This window comes from Roseateles sp. T103 (genome assembly GCF_057219915.1).
Window position 1 is genome coordinate 597749 of the sequence record NZ_JBXVVS010000002.1, and the last position, 13138, is coordinate 610886.

Annotated in this window: 12 protein-coding genes; 7 read left to right on the forward strand and 5 right to left on the reverse strand. The window is 68.0% G+C overall.

Annotated elements, in window-relative coordinates; all coding sequences use genetic code 11:
- Positions 1 to 28: 28 nt before the first annotated feature.
- The gene (locus AC2EBS_RS09175) at positions 29 to 1468 is read right to left on the reverse strand and encodes a sigma-54 interaction domain-containing protein (RefSeq protein WP_484728087.1); all 1440 of its coding nucleotides are present in this window, start codon (positions 1466 to 1468) and stop codon (positions 29 to 31) included.
- Positions 1469 to 1677: 209 nt separating this feature from the next.
- Here AC2EBS_RS09175 and petA point away from each other — a divergent pair, with 209 nt between their 5' ends.
- The 6 genes from petA to AC2EBS_RS09205 all read left to right on the forward strand — a co-directional run bounded on the left by petA (position 1678) and on the right by AC2EBS_RS09205 (position 6844).
- On the forward strand, positions 1678 to 2304 hold the full coding sequence (gene petA / locus AC2EBS_RS09180) for a ubiquinol-cytochrome c reductase iron-sulfur subunit (RefSeq protein WP_484728088.1): 627 nt from the start codon (positions 1678 to 1680) through the stop codon (positions 2302 to 2304).
- 52 nt (positions 2305 to 2356) lie between these two features.
- Positions 2357 to 2764: a DUF302 domain-containing protein gene (locus AC2EBS_RS09185; protein ID WP_484728089.1), complete on the forward strand. Its 408-nt coding sequence runs from the start codon at positions 2357 to 2359 to the stop codon at positions 2762 to 2764.
- Between the two features lie 49 nt (positions 2765 to 2813).
- Positions 2814 to 4259: a cytochrome c oxidase accessory protein CcoG gene (gene ccoG / locus AC2EBS_RS09190; protein ID WP_484728090.1), complete on the forward strand. Its 1446-nt coding sequence runs from the start codon at positions 2814 to 2816 to the stop codon at positions 4257 to 4259.
- 96 nt (positions 4260 to 4355) lie between these two features.
- Complete coding sequence (locus tag AC2EBS_RS09195; protein ID WP_484728091.1) at positions 4356 to 5690, forward strand: NAD(P)/FAD-dependent oxidoreductase; 1335 nt, start codon at positions 4356 to 4358, stop codon at positions 5688 to 5690.
- Between the two features lie 40 nt (positions 5691 to 5730).
- Positions 5731 to 6072 (forward strand): hypothetical protein, encoded by a 342-nt coding sequence (locus AC2EBS_RS09200; RefSeq protein ID WP_484728092.1) that lies wholly within the window; start codon positions 5731 to 5733, stop codon positions 6070 to 6072.
- Positions 6073 to 6100: 28 nt separating this feature from the next.
- Positions 6101 to 6844, forward strand: coding sequence for a class I SAM-dependent methyltransferase (locus tag AC2EBS_RS09205; RefSeq protein WP_484728093.1), 744 nt, complete (start codon positions 6101 to 6103; stop codon positions 6842 to 6844).
- Between the two features lie 215 nt (positions 6845 to 7059).
- On the opposite strand, the gene AC2EBS_RS09210 is transcribed toward AC2EBS_RS09205, so the two are convergent.
- The gene (locus AC2EBS_RS09210; protein WP_484728094.1) at positions 7060 to 8076 is read right to left on the reverse strand and encodes a DUF4062 domain-containing protein; all 1017 of its coding nucleotides are present in this window, start codon (positions 8074 to 8076) and stop codon (positions 7060 to 7062) included.
- 329 nt (positions 8077 to 8405) lie between these two features.
- On the opposite strand from AC2EBS_RS09210, the gene AC2EBS_RS09215 reads away from it, so the two are divergent.
- Positions 8406 to 9071, forward strand: a complete 666-nt coding sequence (locus AC2EBS_RS09215; protein WP_484728095.1) for an SAM-dependent methyltransferase — start codon at positions 8406 to 8408, stop codon at positions 9069 to 9071.
- Between the two features lie 25 nt (positions 9072 to 9096).
- Here the strand turns inward: AC2EBS_RS09215 and AC2EBS_RS09220 are convergent, their stop codons facing one another.
- Genes AC2EBS_RS09220 through fdhF form a run of 3 tightly spaced genes read right to left on the reverse strand, consistent with a single transcriptional unit; the run spans position 9097 to position 13134 of the window.
- On the reverse strand, positions 9097 to 9333 hold the full coding sequence (locus AC2EBS_RS09220) for a formate dehydrogenase subunit delta (RefSeq protein ID WP_484728096.1): 237 nt from the start codon (positions 9331 to 9333) through the stop codon (positions 9097 to 9099).
- A gap of 46 nt (positions 9334 to 9379) precedes the next feature.
- Complete coding sequence (fdhD, locus tag AC2EBS_RS09225; protein WP_484728097.1) at positions 9380 to 10237, reverse strand: formate dehydrogenase accessory sulfurtransferase FdhD; 858 nt, start codon at positions 10235 to 10237, stop codon at positions 9380 to 9382.
- Positions 10237 to 13134, reverse strand: coding sequence for a formate dehydrogenase subunit alpha (fdhF, locus tag AC2EBS_RS09230; protein WP_484728098.1), 2898 nt, complete (start codon positions 13132 to 13134; stop codon positions 10237 to 10239). Before fdhF ends, fdhD begins: the two co-directional genes overlap by 1 nt.
- Between the last annotated feature and the right edge of the window lie 4 nt (positions 13135 to 13138).

Below are 13138 nucleotides of genomic sequence, written 5' to 3' on the forward strand. Positions count from 1 at the left end.
CCGGCGGACGCGATCGCCGCGACTGTGGTCAGCGCGCGTCGGGTGGCGCGTCGCCACCGTCCTCGTCGGCCACGCCCAGTGCGCGCAGCTTGCGATAGAGCGTGCGCTCGCTCAGCCCCAGACGCCGGGCCAGCTCGGCGCGGCTGCCGCGGTGCGCAGCCAGCGCCGCGCGCAGCGCCTCCTGCTCGGCGGCGCGCAGCGGCGTGGCCGCGGGCCTGGCGCCGCGGGCTGCCGCGGCTGAGGTTGCCAAGGCCGGCGCCGCCGGCATCCGGCCAGCCTTGTGTGGCGGCGCCAGCGGCACGCCGATCGCCAGCGCCTGCTCGATCTGCGCGGCCTCGATGCTGTCGCCGTCGCTCAGCAGCGCGGCGCGTTCCAGCACATTGCGCAGCTCGCGGATATTGCCGGGGAAGTCGTGGCGCATCAGCCGCTGCAGCGCGGCACGGCTCAGCGCCAGGCGGCGCCGCGGCGCCACACGCGCCAGCAGCGAAGGCGCGAGCAGCGCGATGTCGTCCAGCCGCTCGCGCAGCGGCGGCAGCAGGATCGGGAAGGTGGAGAGCCGGTAGTAGAGGTCTTCGCGGAAGCGCCCCTCGGCCATCATCGCCTGCAGGTCGCGGTGCGTGGCGGCAATCACGCGCAGATCGGCGCTGCGCAGCTCGGTGCTGCCGACGCGGCGGTAGGTGCCGCTCTCCAGCAGGCGCAGCAGCTTGACCTGCATCGCCAGCGGGATGTCGCCCAGCTCGTCGAGGAAGAGCGTGCCGCCATCGGCCGCCTCCACCAGGCCGGGCTTGGCCACGGACGCACCGGTGAAGGCGCCCTTCTCATGGCCGAACAGCTCGCTCTCGAACAGCGACTCGGGCAGGCTGGCGCAATCCACCACCACCAGCGGCTTGGCGGCGCGGGTGCTGGCCTCGTGCACCGCGCGCGCGACCAGCTCCTTGCCGGTGCCCGACTCCCCGAGCAGCAGCACGCTGGCCTGCGAGGGCCCGACGCGCGCCACCTGCGCCAGCATCTCGCGGAACGCGGCCGAGCGGCCGATCAGTCCCTCGGACGCGGCGCGGCTGTGCGCCACGCGCAGCGGCTCCATCTTCTCGATGAAGTAGCTCAGCTCGCCGCGCGCATCGCGCAGCGGCACCAGCTCGATATTGACGTAGGCCTCGCCCTGCGGCGTGTGATGCAGGTGCAGCACGCGCTCGCGTTGGCCGCTCTGCCGCGAGCGCGCCAGCGGGCAGCTCTCGCCCGCCTGGTCGCAGGGCACGTCGATATGGTGCGAGACCGCATAGCAGGTCTTGCCCACCACATCGCCCTGCGGGCTGAACTGGCGACGGTAGGCGCCGTTGGAGGCCACGATGCGGTAGCGCGTGTCGAAGACGATATGCGGCTCGGGCAGGCCGTCCAGATAGGAGACCAGCTCGGCCAGCTCGCCGCCGGCGGGGTTGGCGGCATCACTGGGGCGCTTGCGGGCATTCATGCGGCCCAGTCTACGCCTGCGCGTCAGTACCGCCAAGTTTGGCAGTTCATGCCGCAACTGACAGCGATCGACGGACACGTGGGCGCCGCTGCTGGCCTCGCATGGGCGAGCAAAGCCTTGTCAGCACAGCGTTTTTCCCTCTGGCGAGGGGCTGGCACGCAACTTGATCCATCCCGGGAGAACACAGCCCGCGAACCAGGATCCTGACCATGAGCAGCAGCACCACCACCCTGCCCCCGGCCGGCCAGCCCGACGACCAAGAGCGCCGCACCTGGCTGATCGGCACTGCCGCCGCCGGCGGCGTGGCGGCCGTCGCCACCGCCGTGCCCTTTGTCTCCACGCTGGCGCCCAGCGAGCGCGCCAAGGCGCTGGGCGCCGCGGTCGAGGTGGACATCGCCGACATCCCGCCCGGTGGCATCAAGACCGTCGAGTGGCGCGGCAAGCCGGTCTGGCTGATGCGCCGCACGCCCGAGATGCTGGCCACGCTGGCACAGCACGACGAGCAGCTGGCCGACCCGCATTCGCGCAAGGACGAGATCCCCGCCAGCTGCCGCAACGCGCAGCGCTCCAGCCGGCCCGAGCTGCTGGTGGCAATCGGCATCTGCACCCACCTGGGCTGCTCGCCCACGGCACTGCCGGCCGGCACCAGCAACCCCAGCGTCGATGCCTCCTGGCCCGGCGGTTTCTTCTGCCCCTGCCATGGCTCGACCTTCGACCTGGCCGGCCGCGTGTTCAAAAACAAGCCCGCACCGACCAATCTGGAGATCCCGCCGCACCGCTATCTGAGCGACACGCGGCTGCGCATCGGCGAAGCCGAGGACGGCAAGGCCTCCTGATCCACGCCCCCATGCACCCTGCCGAACCAACTGCCGCACGGAAGCCCCGCCCATGAACGCGATCCCCTATGCCTTCACCGTCGAACTCGAGCAAGCACTGCCCGCTGCCGTCGAAAGCCTGCGCGCCGCGCTGAGCGCCGAGCAGATGGGCATCGTCAGCGAAGTGGACGTGCAGGCCACGTTGAAGGCCAAGCTCGGCCTGGACACGCATCCGCAGCGCCTGCTGGGCGTGTGCAGCCCGCGCGTCGCACATGCGCTGACCACGGCCGAACCCGACATCGCCGCCCTGCTGCCCTGCGGCTGCGGCATCTCCGAGCCCACGCCGGGCCGCACGCGCATCGCGCTGCAGGACCCGCGCGTGATCGCTGCGCTGAGCGAGAGCGCCGAGGTGCGCGCCGCCTGCGAGCTGGCCCGCGCCGCGCTGCGCCGCGTGGTCGACCGGCTGAGCACACCGGCATGAGCCGCACCGCCCGCCGCCCAGGAATCACCGCCAACAGGATCACCGCACCATGAGCAGCCATCCCGCCGAAGCCGCAGCCGCCAGCCCCGAGGGCGAGGTGAAGACGGTCTCCCTCTACCAGGCCGCGAAGAAGATCTACGCCCGCTCCGTCGATGGCTGGTTCGCCCGGCTGCGCTGGGTGATGGTCTGGGCCACGCAGCTGCTGTTCTACGGCCTGCCCTGGCTGGAGTGGAACGCGCGCCAGGCCGTGCTCTTCGACCTGGGCGCACGGCGCTTCTACATCTTCGGCTTGGTGCTCTATCCGCAGGACTTCATCTACCTGACCGGCCTGCTGCTGATCTCGGCCTATGGCCTCTTCCTCTTCACCGCGGTGGCCGGCCGCCTGTGGTGCGGCTATGCCTGCCCGCAGACGGTCTACACCGAGATCTTCATGTGGCTGGAGCGCAAGTTCGAAGGCGACCGCGGCGCGCGCATGAAGCTGGACGCCGGCCCGTGGAACGCCGAGAAGCTGGCGCGCAAGGGCGGCAAGCAGCTCGCCTGGGTGCTGCTGGCGCTGTGGACCGGCTTCTCCTTCGTCGGCTACTTCACGCCGATCAAGACCCTGGGCGCCGAGGTCGTGGCGATGGCGCTGGGCCCCTGGCAGACCTTCTGGATCCTGTTCTACGGCTTCGCCACCTACGGCTTCGCCGGCCATATGCGCGAGCAGGTCTGCAAGTACATGTGCCCCTATGCGCGCTTCCAGAGCGCGATGTTCGACAAGGACACGCTGATCATCAGCTACGACCCCGGCCGCGGCGAACCGCGCGCGCCGCGCAGCCGCAAGGTGGACGCCAAGGCCGCCGGCCTGGGCGACTGCATAGACTGCGGCCTGTGCGTGCAGGTCTGCCCTACCGGCATCGACATCCGCAACGGCCTGCAGTACGAGTGCATAGGCTGCGCCGCCTGCGTGGACGCCTGCGACGGCGTGATGGCGAAGATGGGCTACGCCAAGGGCCTGGTGCGCTACGACACCCAGCACGGCCTGCAGCAGCAACTGCCGCGCGCGCAGGTGCTGCGCCGCATGCTGCGCCCGCGCGTGCTGGTCTACACCAGCATCCTGGTCGTCATCACCACGGCGCTGTTCTGGCACATGCTGACGCGCACGCCCTTCAAGGTGGACGTGGTGCGCGACCGCGCCTCGCTGGCACGCATCGTCGAGGACGGCTATGTGGAGAACGTCTACCGCCTGCAGCTGATGAACGCCACCGAGCAGGTGCAGCGCTACGAGGTGCAGGCGCAAGGGCTGCCGGACCTGGCGATGAGCAAGCCGGCCGTGGTGACGCTGACGCCGGCCGAGGCACGCTGGATCTCGGTGGTGCTGCGCGTGCCGCCGCAGAGCGCGGCCAAGGCGGGCTCCGGCGCGCACGAGATCCACTTCATCACCCGGCTGCTGGGCGCTGACGGCAAGAGCGAGCGCAGCACCTCCGAGAAATCCACCTTCGTCGTGCCGCGCTAGGGTCTGTCCTAGTCCCGCCATTGATATCGATCATGCAGGAGCCCGCAGAGGCTCCCCACACTCGACGGCACACAAGAGCCGATAAAGGAGACAGGCATGAACCGAGCAAAGGCAGATCATCCTCCCGGCGCCCCCGAGCGTCGCCGCCTGCTGCAGGCGCTGGCTGCGGCGCCGCTGCTGGCCGGGGCCGCGCCCGCGGCGCAGGCCAAGGCGCCGCTGAAGACCACGGCACGCATCGTCATCGCCGGCAGCGGCCTCGGCGGCATCGCGGTGGCCAACCGCCTGTCGGCGATGCTGGACGGTGCGCAGATCACCATCGTCGACCGCAAGGAAGAACACAACTACCAGCCCGGCTACACGCTGGTGGCCACCGGCGTCTGGCCGGTGAACAAGGTGCGCGACCGCAACGCCGACTACCAGCCCGCCGGCGTGAACTGGGTGAAGGACATGGTGGCGGGCTTCGAGCCTGACGCCAACACCGTGGTGACCGCCGGCGGCCAGCGCATCCCCTATGACTTTCTCGTCGTCGCCACCGGCGTGCATCTGGACTATGCGCAGATCGAGGGCATGGACGTGGGGGCGATCGGCAGCAACGGACTGGCCAGCGTCTACCCCAGCCCGCAGGCCGCACAGGCCACCTGGGCGGCGATGCAGGCCTTCGCCGAACGCGGCGGCGAGGCGCTGATGACACTGCCGGCCACGCCGATGAAATGCGCCGGCGCGCCGCTGAAGATGACCTTCATGCTGCGCGACCGGCTCAGGCAGGCCGGCACGCTGGAGCGCAGCAAGGTGCAGTTCATCTCCGCGCTGGGCAGCGTGTTCGGCGTGAAGGTGGTCAACGACAACGTGCTGGAGCGCTGGAAGCAGCTGGGCATCGCCGTCGAGTACACGCACAAGCTCACCGCGGTGGACATCGGTGCGCGCCGCGCCACCTTCACCACGCCCGAGGGCGAGAAGGTCGAGCGCGGCTACGACTTCCTGCACGTGGTGCCGCCGATGCGCGCACCCGACGCGGTGAAGAACAGCCCGCTGGCCTGGAAGGACGGCCCGATGGCCGCCGGCGGCTGGCTGGAAGTGGACAAGGCCACGCTGCGCCATCGCCGCTACCCGAATGTGTTCGGTGTCGGCGACATCAACGGCACGCCCCGCGGCAAGACCGCCGCTACGGTGAAGAAGAGCGCGCCCATCGTGGCGCACAACCTGGTGGAGACGATCGCCGGGCGCGAGCCGGGCGAGCAGTTCGACGGTTACACCTCCTGCCCGCTGATCGTGCGCGAAGGCGCGGCAATGCTGATCGAGTTCGACTACGAGGGCAAGCTCACGCCCAGCCTGCCGATGATCGAGCCACTGCAGGACAGCTACTTCGCCTGGCTGATGAAGTACCGCATGCTCAAGCCTGCCTATATGGCCGTGCTCAAGGGCCGGGTCTGAATCAAGAAAAGAGAAGAGCGAAAGCACAGGAGACGACACCATGTACGAAATCTGGCTGGCGATGAACATCGTCTGGGAAATCGCCCTCTCCATCTGGCCCTGGCTGGCCGCGGCGCTGCTGCTGTGGCTCGTGCTGATGGCCGCCGCGGCCAGGCGCCCCGGCCCGAGCTGGCGCGGCAGCTTCAGGCCGGCGCTGCTGGCCGGCGTGGCAGTGGCGGTGCTGGCACTGCTGCTGCTGCCCGGCATGACGCGCTCGTCGTTGCGCGAGCTGTCCTACTGGGTGGACTGGGCCAATGCCGGCGCCATAGCCGCGGGCATGGGCGCGGCAGCGCTGGCGATGGCCTGGCCCCTGCTGACCTGGCTGCGCAAGCCGGGACGTTGAGCACATGCATACAGGAGGACCCGCCGAGATGATGATCAAGCCTGAAGAGGCGGATGCCCTGCCGCTGCTGGGCAACGAGCTGGACCTGCTGGCCGAGCTGCTGCTGGACGCACGGCCTGCAACCGGTCCGCTGCGATTGCTCGAGGCCGGCTGTGGCAACGCCCGGCTGGCGCGCCAGTTGCTGGAGCGTTATCCGCAGGCCGAGCTCACCGGCCTGGAAGTCGACGAACGCCAGCTGGCCAAGAACATGGCCGAGCCAGCGCAGCCCAGGCTGCACTTCATCCGCGCCGGCGCCGAGGCCATCCCGCTGCCGGACGCGAGCATCGACGGTGCGCTGATGCTGAAGTCGCTGCACCACGTGCCGCTCGACGCGATGGACCATGCGCTGGACGAGCTGGCGCGCGTGCTCAAGCCCGGCGGCTGGCTCTACGTATCCGAGCCCATCTACGCCGGCGCGCTCAACGAGATCGTGCGGCTCTACAACGACGAAGGCACGGTGCGCGCCGCCGCGCAGCGCACGCTGGACAGCGCGCTGGCCCGCAAAGACTCGCCCTGGCAGGCCGGCCCCGAGCGGCGCTTCGCCAGCACGGTGCGCTTCAAGGACTTCGCCGAGTTCGAGCAGCGCATGATGCGGCCGACCTTTGCCGACCACCACATCGACGCGGCCAAGCTCGCACGCGTGGGCGCGGCCTATGCGCCGCATCAGGGGCCGGAGGGCGCGCGCTTTGTGCGGCCCATGCATGTGCGCGTATTGATCCGCAAGCTGCGGTGATGCTGCGTATCGCGTGCCAGGTTGGCGCCGCGCTGACATGCCGCGGAAGCCGCTTTGAGCACTAACTTCCTTGTGACACACCGCCCGCCAGTTCCAGCCGCATTCGATCCGATGCAGGCTTACGCTTTATCCGGGCACCTGCCCTAAAGCCGGCTCTCAACGTTTGAATTCACCGGCCTGCGCGGCTTCTCGCGCAGGCCCGGTGGAATGATGGGTTAGGGCTCATTCGTAGGCTTTCGTTCAGCCTTGATGGACAGAAGATACTTTTCACCATATGGCGTAAGTCTCCAGTAACGCCCTGCATCTGAAACTGCCCGCCGCTTCGTGCCAGGAGCAATTAGCCCAAGCGCCTGAAATTGGACGCGCAAACGATCTTCATGTACGTATGGCAAAACGATGTCCTTTGGTGAGGTGAACTTACGTTCCTCACTAGGAATGGCGTGATAGTAAGCAAGCTGAACCTTCTGCATCATTTCTTCGTCTGTGCACTCCGTGACCAGTGATGGCCCTACGTAGGAAAACAGGTAGTCCCAATTAGTAGTGATTTTCTTCTTCTTAGTTGTACCCTTTGAGTCGGTTTTGATGTCGATTGAGAAATAGATCGGGTCGGTACCTTGAGCCAGTTGCTCTGAGCCTGGCGGCGGAGTACTACTTCCAACTGCTGCTTCCAATTCAAGCTGAGCTACACGGGCTCGTAGCTCTTGCATTTCACGCAGCATGGCTTCCGTTGCTGCGTATTTCCCAGGCACCCAGCCGAGCGATGGATGGCGCTTCCTAAGATGAATAATTCCCCTAGAAACCTTCCCACCAAGATCTTCCGGGGTAGTCCAGAATTTACAGTGCTTGGCCTTTGCCTTTTCTCGAAAGGTAGCGAGTTTCTCCTGAAGAGCCTCAGTCTTTTCGGTATTCGATGCGGGTAGCGTATCGGGACTTTCGTGCAGAAATGCAATTATTGGTTTATTGATCGATACGGCATAGTCAAACTCCATCTCCGTATATCCAACCCCATCGGGCCCAAGCGATCCATATTTCCCTGCGAGTATCAGTACGTAGTAATCACAGTCATTGATTACCTCACGAATTAATGTCCACGCATCTTCATCAGCAGCTGGAAATAACTCCATGCCGGCTGGAATGCAATCAAGTTCTAGGAGCGCATGAATGACAGACTTGCGTTCTTCGATGAGGTCGCGGTATGTGGATGACACGAAGACTTGATGCTTAATTTCCATAAACACCTTTCTTTAGCCCTAACGTTATGTAGGGAGACAGGCACTGCGCCCTAACATCGGACCGTGCCGCATAACATCGGCCGCTCCAGCGGCGCCAATTCCTTGTCGCAATTGAATTTCCTCCTCGTCAGCGCCGTTTAACTCGACACTATTTTTTCGGGCAAAAGCGGCAGCTCGTTACAGATCCAACAGGGGGCTCGCTCGGCGAGTTGCTGGCAGGTGCAGGCCTGCTTGGCGGCGAGTATGTCATCAGCTGCGGCGTTAGCGCCAGCGCAGAAGCCCTGAAGCCTGCGACGAGCGGACCAGCCCGTGTCACACTGCATTCCGCCATGAACAACAAGCAAGCCAAGCAAGACCTCAACAAGCCCGCCGGCTTCGCCAGCCCGGCCGCCACCTGGAACCAGCGCTTCCAGGGCGATGCGTTCCACTTCGGCACCGAACCCAACGGCTGGCTGCGCGAGCAGGCTCACACACTGCCTGCCGGCGGCCGCGTGCTCTGCGTCGCCGATGGCGAGGGCCGCAACAGCATCTGGCTGGCCAGGCAGGGCTTTCGCGTCGATGCCTTCGACATCTCGGACGTGGGCGTGGCCAAGGCGCGCGCCTGGGCCGCGCGCGAAGGCCTGGCATCGCGCATCGACTACGCCGTCTGCGACGGCGATGCTGTGGCCTGGCCGACGGCGATGTACGACGCGGTGGTGGCGATCTTCATCCAGTTCGCTGATCCGGCGATGCGCGCACGCCTGTTCGCGCGCATGGCGGCGGCGCTCAAGCCCGGCGGCGTGCTCGTGCTGCAGGGCTACACGCCACGCCAGCTGGACTACAAGACCGGCGGCCCGCCGCTGGTCGAGCACCTCTACACCGAGGCACTGCTGCGCGAGGCCTTCGCCGATCTGGAGATCGTTGCGCTGCGCGACTACGAGGCGGATCTCGCCGAGGGCGCCGGCCATCGCGGCCGCTCGGCGCTGATCGGGCTGGTGGCGCGCCGGGCGCGCTGAGCCGGGCGCAGCCGCGGCGCCGCGCTCAGCCCGGCGCCGGCATCAACGCGTCCCGCTGCCGCGCGATCGCCTCGGCCACCAGCGGATGCAGCTCGGCGCTGCCGGCCTGGGCCACATGTTCCAGCAGCTCGCGGCGCATGCGCGGCTCCCAGAACTTGCGGAGGTGGTTGGCCACGCCGGCGACGGCCTCGTCGCGGTCGGGCATGGCCTGGAAGAACTCGCCGATGCGGTTGGCCATGCGGATCAGATTGGCGATGTCCATGTCTTCGCTTTCGTCTTCTTGCGCTGCTGACGCTGCGCTTGTCTGTTCATCCGGCGGGCGGCGCCAGCACCAGCCGCTCGGCGTGGGTGTAGGCGACCAGATCATCGCCGCGCACAAAGCCGACCAGCATTTGCCCCGCCTGCTGCGCCATCGCGACCGCCATGGCGGTGGGGGCGGACACCGCGGCCAGCGCCGATACGCCCAGGCGCGCGCTCTTCAGCACCATCTCGTAGCTGGCGCGACTGGTGATGCAGACAAAGCCCTGCCCTGCGTCGAAAGCCGGACCGTCCCGGCGCTGCAGCGCGCCGAGCAGCTTGTCCAGCGCGTTGTGCCGCCCGATGTCCTCGCGCACCAGCTGCACGCTGCCGTCCTGCGCCGAGCACCAGGCCGCGGCATGGGTGCAGCCGGTCAGCTGCTGCAGCTTCTGCCACTGCCGCAGCTCACGCTGCGCCCGGCTGATCGCTTGCGGGCTCAGGCGCACACCGACCTGCAGCGGCTGCGGCCGCGGCTCCTGCACCTGGGCCAGGCTCTCGGCGCCGCACAGGCCGCAGCCGGTGCGGCCGGCCAGCAGCCGGCGGCGCTCGCGCAGCCGCCACTCGCAGGCGGCCGAGACCTCCAGGCGCAGGGTGATGCCCTCGGCGCTGCGCAGCGTCTCGATGCCGCGCAGCTCGTCGCGCGATTGCAGCAGCCCCTCGCTGAGCGCGAAGCCCAGCGCGAAGTCCTCCAGGTCGGCCGGCGTGGCGAGCATCACCGCCTGGGTGATGCCGTTGAAGTCCAGCGCGACCGGTGCCTCCTCGGCCAGCCAGTCCTGCACGCTCGCGGCGACGCCGTCGCGCAGCGCCGTCACCTCGGCCGCGATGGCGCCGGGCGGCAGCAGGCGACTGTCGTCGGCCGAACGGTCCATCACTTGGCCAGCACTTCCACCGGCGCCTCGCGCGGCGCCGGCTGATGCGCGCGCGCCAGCAGCTCGGCCTGGCGGCGATCGAAGTCCTCGAACTCCTGCTGCCAGTCCGAGCGCTGCATCACCTTGCTGACCTGCACCGCCGTCACCTTGTATTCGGGGCAGTTGGTCGCCCAGTCGGAGCTGTCGGTGGTGATGACGTTGGCGCCGGACTCGGGGAAATGGAAGGTGGTCCACACCACGCCGGGCTGCATGCGCTCGGTGACGCAGGCGCGCATCACGGTGCGGCCGGCGCGGCTGGCGATGCCCACACAGTCGCCGTCGCGGATGCCGCGTTCCTCGGCATCTTGCGGATGGATGTCGAGCTGGTCTTCGTCGTGCCAGCGCGAGTTCTCGGTGCGCCGTGTCTGCGCGCCGACGTTGTACTGCGCGAGGATGCGCCCGGTGGTCAGCAGCAGCGGAAAGCGCGGCGTGACCTTCTCTTCGCTGGGCACGTACTGCGTGTTGTAGAAGCGACCCTTGCCGCGCACGAAGCGATCCACATGCATGATCGCCGTGCCGGCCTCGGGCGTGTGCTCGTTGCAGGGCCACTGCACGCTGCCCAGGCGATCGATCTTCTCGTAGCTGACGCCGGCGAAGCTGGGCGTCAGCGCGGCGATCTCGCGCATGATCTCCTCGGGATGCGCGTAGTGCATCGGATAGCCCAGCGCATTGGCCAGCTTCATCGTCACCTGCCAGTCGGCCAGGCCGGCCAGCGGCGGCATCACCTGGCGCACGCGCGAGATGCGCCGCTCGGCATTGGTGAAGGTGCCGTCCTTCTCGAGGAAGCTGCTGCCAGGCAGCAGCACATGGGCGTACTTGGCGGTCTCGTTGAGGAACAGGTCCTGCACCACCACGCACTCCATCGCGCGCAACGCCTTGGCCACATGCTGCACATTGGGATCGCTCTGCACGATGTCCTCGCCCTGGCAGTACAGGCCCTTGAAGCTGCCCGAGACGGCGGCGTCGAGCATGTTCGGGATGCGCAGGCCAGGCTCGGCATCGAGCGTCACGCCCCAGGCGGTCTCGAAGCTGGCGCGCACGGCTGCGTCCGAGATGTGGCGGTAACCGGGCAGATCGTGCGGGAAGCTGCCCATGTCGCAGCTGCCCTGCACATTGTTCTGCCCGCGCAGCGGGTTCACGCCCACACCCTCGCGGCCGACCATGCCGCAGGCCATGGCCAGGTTGGCGATGGCGATCACCGCGGTGGACCCTTGAGCATGCTCGGTGACGCCCAGGCCGTAGTAGATCGCCGAGTTGGGCCCATGCGCATAGAGCCGCGCGGCGGCGCGGATCTCGGCGGCCGGCACGCCGGTCGCCGACTCGAAGGCCTCGGGCGAGTTCTCCGGCCGCGCGACGAACTCGCGCCATTCGGCGAAGCTCTTCGCCTCACAGCGCTCGGCCACATAGGCCTCGTTGACCAGCCCTTCGCTGACGATCACATGCGCCAGCGCGGTGAGCACGGCCACATTGGTGCCGGGCTTGAGCGCCAGGTGATGCGCCGCCTTCACATGCGGTGCGCTGACCAGCTCGGTGCGACGCGGGTCGATGACGATCAGCTGCGCGCCTTGCCTCACGCGGCGCTTCAGGCGCGACGCGAACACCGGATGCGCATCGCTGGGATTGGCGCCGATGACGACGATCACGTCGGCATGGGCCACGCTCTCGAAAGTCTGCGTGCCGGCCGAGGTGCCGAAGGTCAGGCCCAGGCCATAGCCGGTCGGCGAATGGCAGACGCGCGCGCAGGTGTCCACATTGTTGGTGCCGAAGGCGGCGCGCACCAGCTTCTGCACCAGATAGGTTTCCTCGTTGGTGCAGCGGCTGGAGGTGATGCCGCCCACCGCGTCGCGCCCGTAGCTGGCCTGGATGCGCTTGAACTCGCCGGCCGCGTAGGCCAGTGCTTCGTCCCAGCTGACCTCGCGCCAGGGCTCGTCGATGCTGGCGCGGATCATGGGCTTGGTGATGCGGTCCTTGTGCGTCGCATAGCCCCAGGCGAAGCGGCCCTTGATGCAGGCATGGCCGTCGTTGGCCTTGCCGTCCTTCCAGGGCACCATGCGCACCACCTCGCTGCCCTTGACCTCGGCCTTGAAGCCGCAGCCCACGCCGCAGTAGGCGCAGGTGGTGATCACGCTGTGCTCGCCCTGGCCCTTGGCGATGATGCTGTTCTCCTGCAGCGTCGCGGTGGGGCAGGCTTCGACGCAGGCGCCGCAGCTGACGCATTCGCTGCCCATGAAGGGCTGGTCCTGGCCCGGCGAGACGCGGCTGCCGAAGCCGCGGCCGCTGATGGTCAGCGCGAAGGTGCCCTGCACCTCCTCGCAGGCGCGCACGCAGCGGCTGCAGACGATGCACTTGCTGGGGTCGTAGGTGAAGTAGGGATTCGACTCGTCCTTGCAGGACTCGGTGTGGTGCGCGCCGGCCGCGGCGCCGACGCCGTAGCGCACCTCGCGCAGTCCGACGACACCGGCCATGTCCTGCAGCTCGCAGTTGCCGTTGGCGCTGCAGGTCAGGCAGTCCAGCGGATGGTCGCTGATGTAGAGCTCCATCACGCCGCGGCGCAGCTGCTGCAGCTTGGCGCTCTGCGTGCGCACCACCAGGCCGGTCTCGGCCGGCGTGGTGCAGGAGGCCGGGAAGCCCTTGCGGCCCTCGATCTCCACCAGGCAGAGCCGGCAGGAGCCGAAGGGCTCCAGGCTGTCGGTGGCGCAGAGCTTGGGCACGCGGATGCCGGCCTCGACAGCGGCGCGCATCAGCGAGGTGCCGGCCGGCACGCTGACCACGCGGCCGTCGATGGTCAGCGTCACCGTCTGCGCGGATTCGCGCGCCGGCGTGCCGTGGTCGATCTCGTTGCTGAGGTGGGGCAGCATGGCG

Bases quoted from the DNA above. Each gene is read 5' to 3' on its own strand.
- AC2EBS_RS09200 (WP_484728092.1), top strand. From the start codon at position 5,731: ATGTACGAAATCTGGCTGGCGATGAACATCGTCTGGGAAATCGCCCTC.
- AC2EBS_RS09210 (WP_484728094.1), bottom strand. From the start codon at position 8,076: ATGGAAATTAAGCATCAAGTCTTCGTGTCATCCACATACCGCGACCTC.
- AC2EBS_RS09220 (WP_484728096.1), bottom strand. From the start codon at position 9,333: ATGGACATCGCCAATCTGATCCGCATGGCCAACCGCATCGGCGAGTTC.
- AC2EBS_RS09215 (WP_484728095.1), top strand. From the start codon at position 8,406: ATGAACAACAAGCAAGCCAAGCAAGACCTCAACAAGCCCGCCGGCTTC.
- fdhD (WP_484728097.1), bottom strand. From the start codon at position 10,237: ATGGACCGTTCGGCCGACGACAGTCGCCTGCTGCCGCCCGGCGCCATC.
- AC2EBS_RS09175 (WP_484728087.1), bottom strand. From the start codon at position 1,468: ATGAATGCCCGCAAGCGCCCCAGTGATGCCGCCAACCCCGCCGGCGGC.
- AC2EBS_RS09185 (WP_484728089.1), top strand. From the start codon at position 2,357: ATGAACGCGATCCCCTATGCCTTCACCGTCGAACTCGAGCAAGCACTG.
- AC2EBS_RS09195 (WP_484728091.1), top strand. From the start codon at position 4,356: ATGAACCGAGCAAAGGCAGATCATCCTCCCGGCGCCCCCGAGCGTCGC.
- petA (WP_484728088.1), top strand. From the start codon at position 1,678: ATGAGCAGCAGCACCACCACCCTGCCCCCGGCCGGCCAGCCCGACGAC.
- ccoG (WP_484728090.1), top strand. From the start codon at position 2,814: ATGAGCAGCCATCCCGCCGAAGCCGCAGCCGCCAGCCCCGAGGGCGAG.
- AC2EBS_RS09205 (WP_484728093.1), top strand. From the start codon at position 6,101: ATGATGATCAAGCCTGAAGAGGCGGATGCCCTGCCGCTGCTGGGCAAC.
- fdhF (WP_484728098.1), bottom strand. From the start codon at position 13,134: ATGCTGCCCCACCTCAGCAACGAGATCGACCACGGCACGCCGGCGCGC.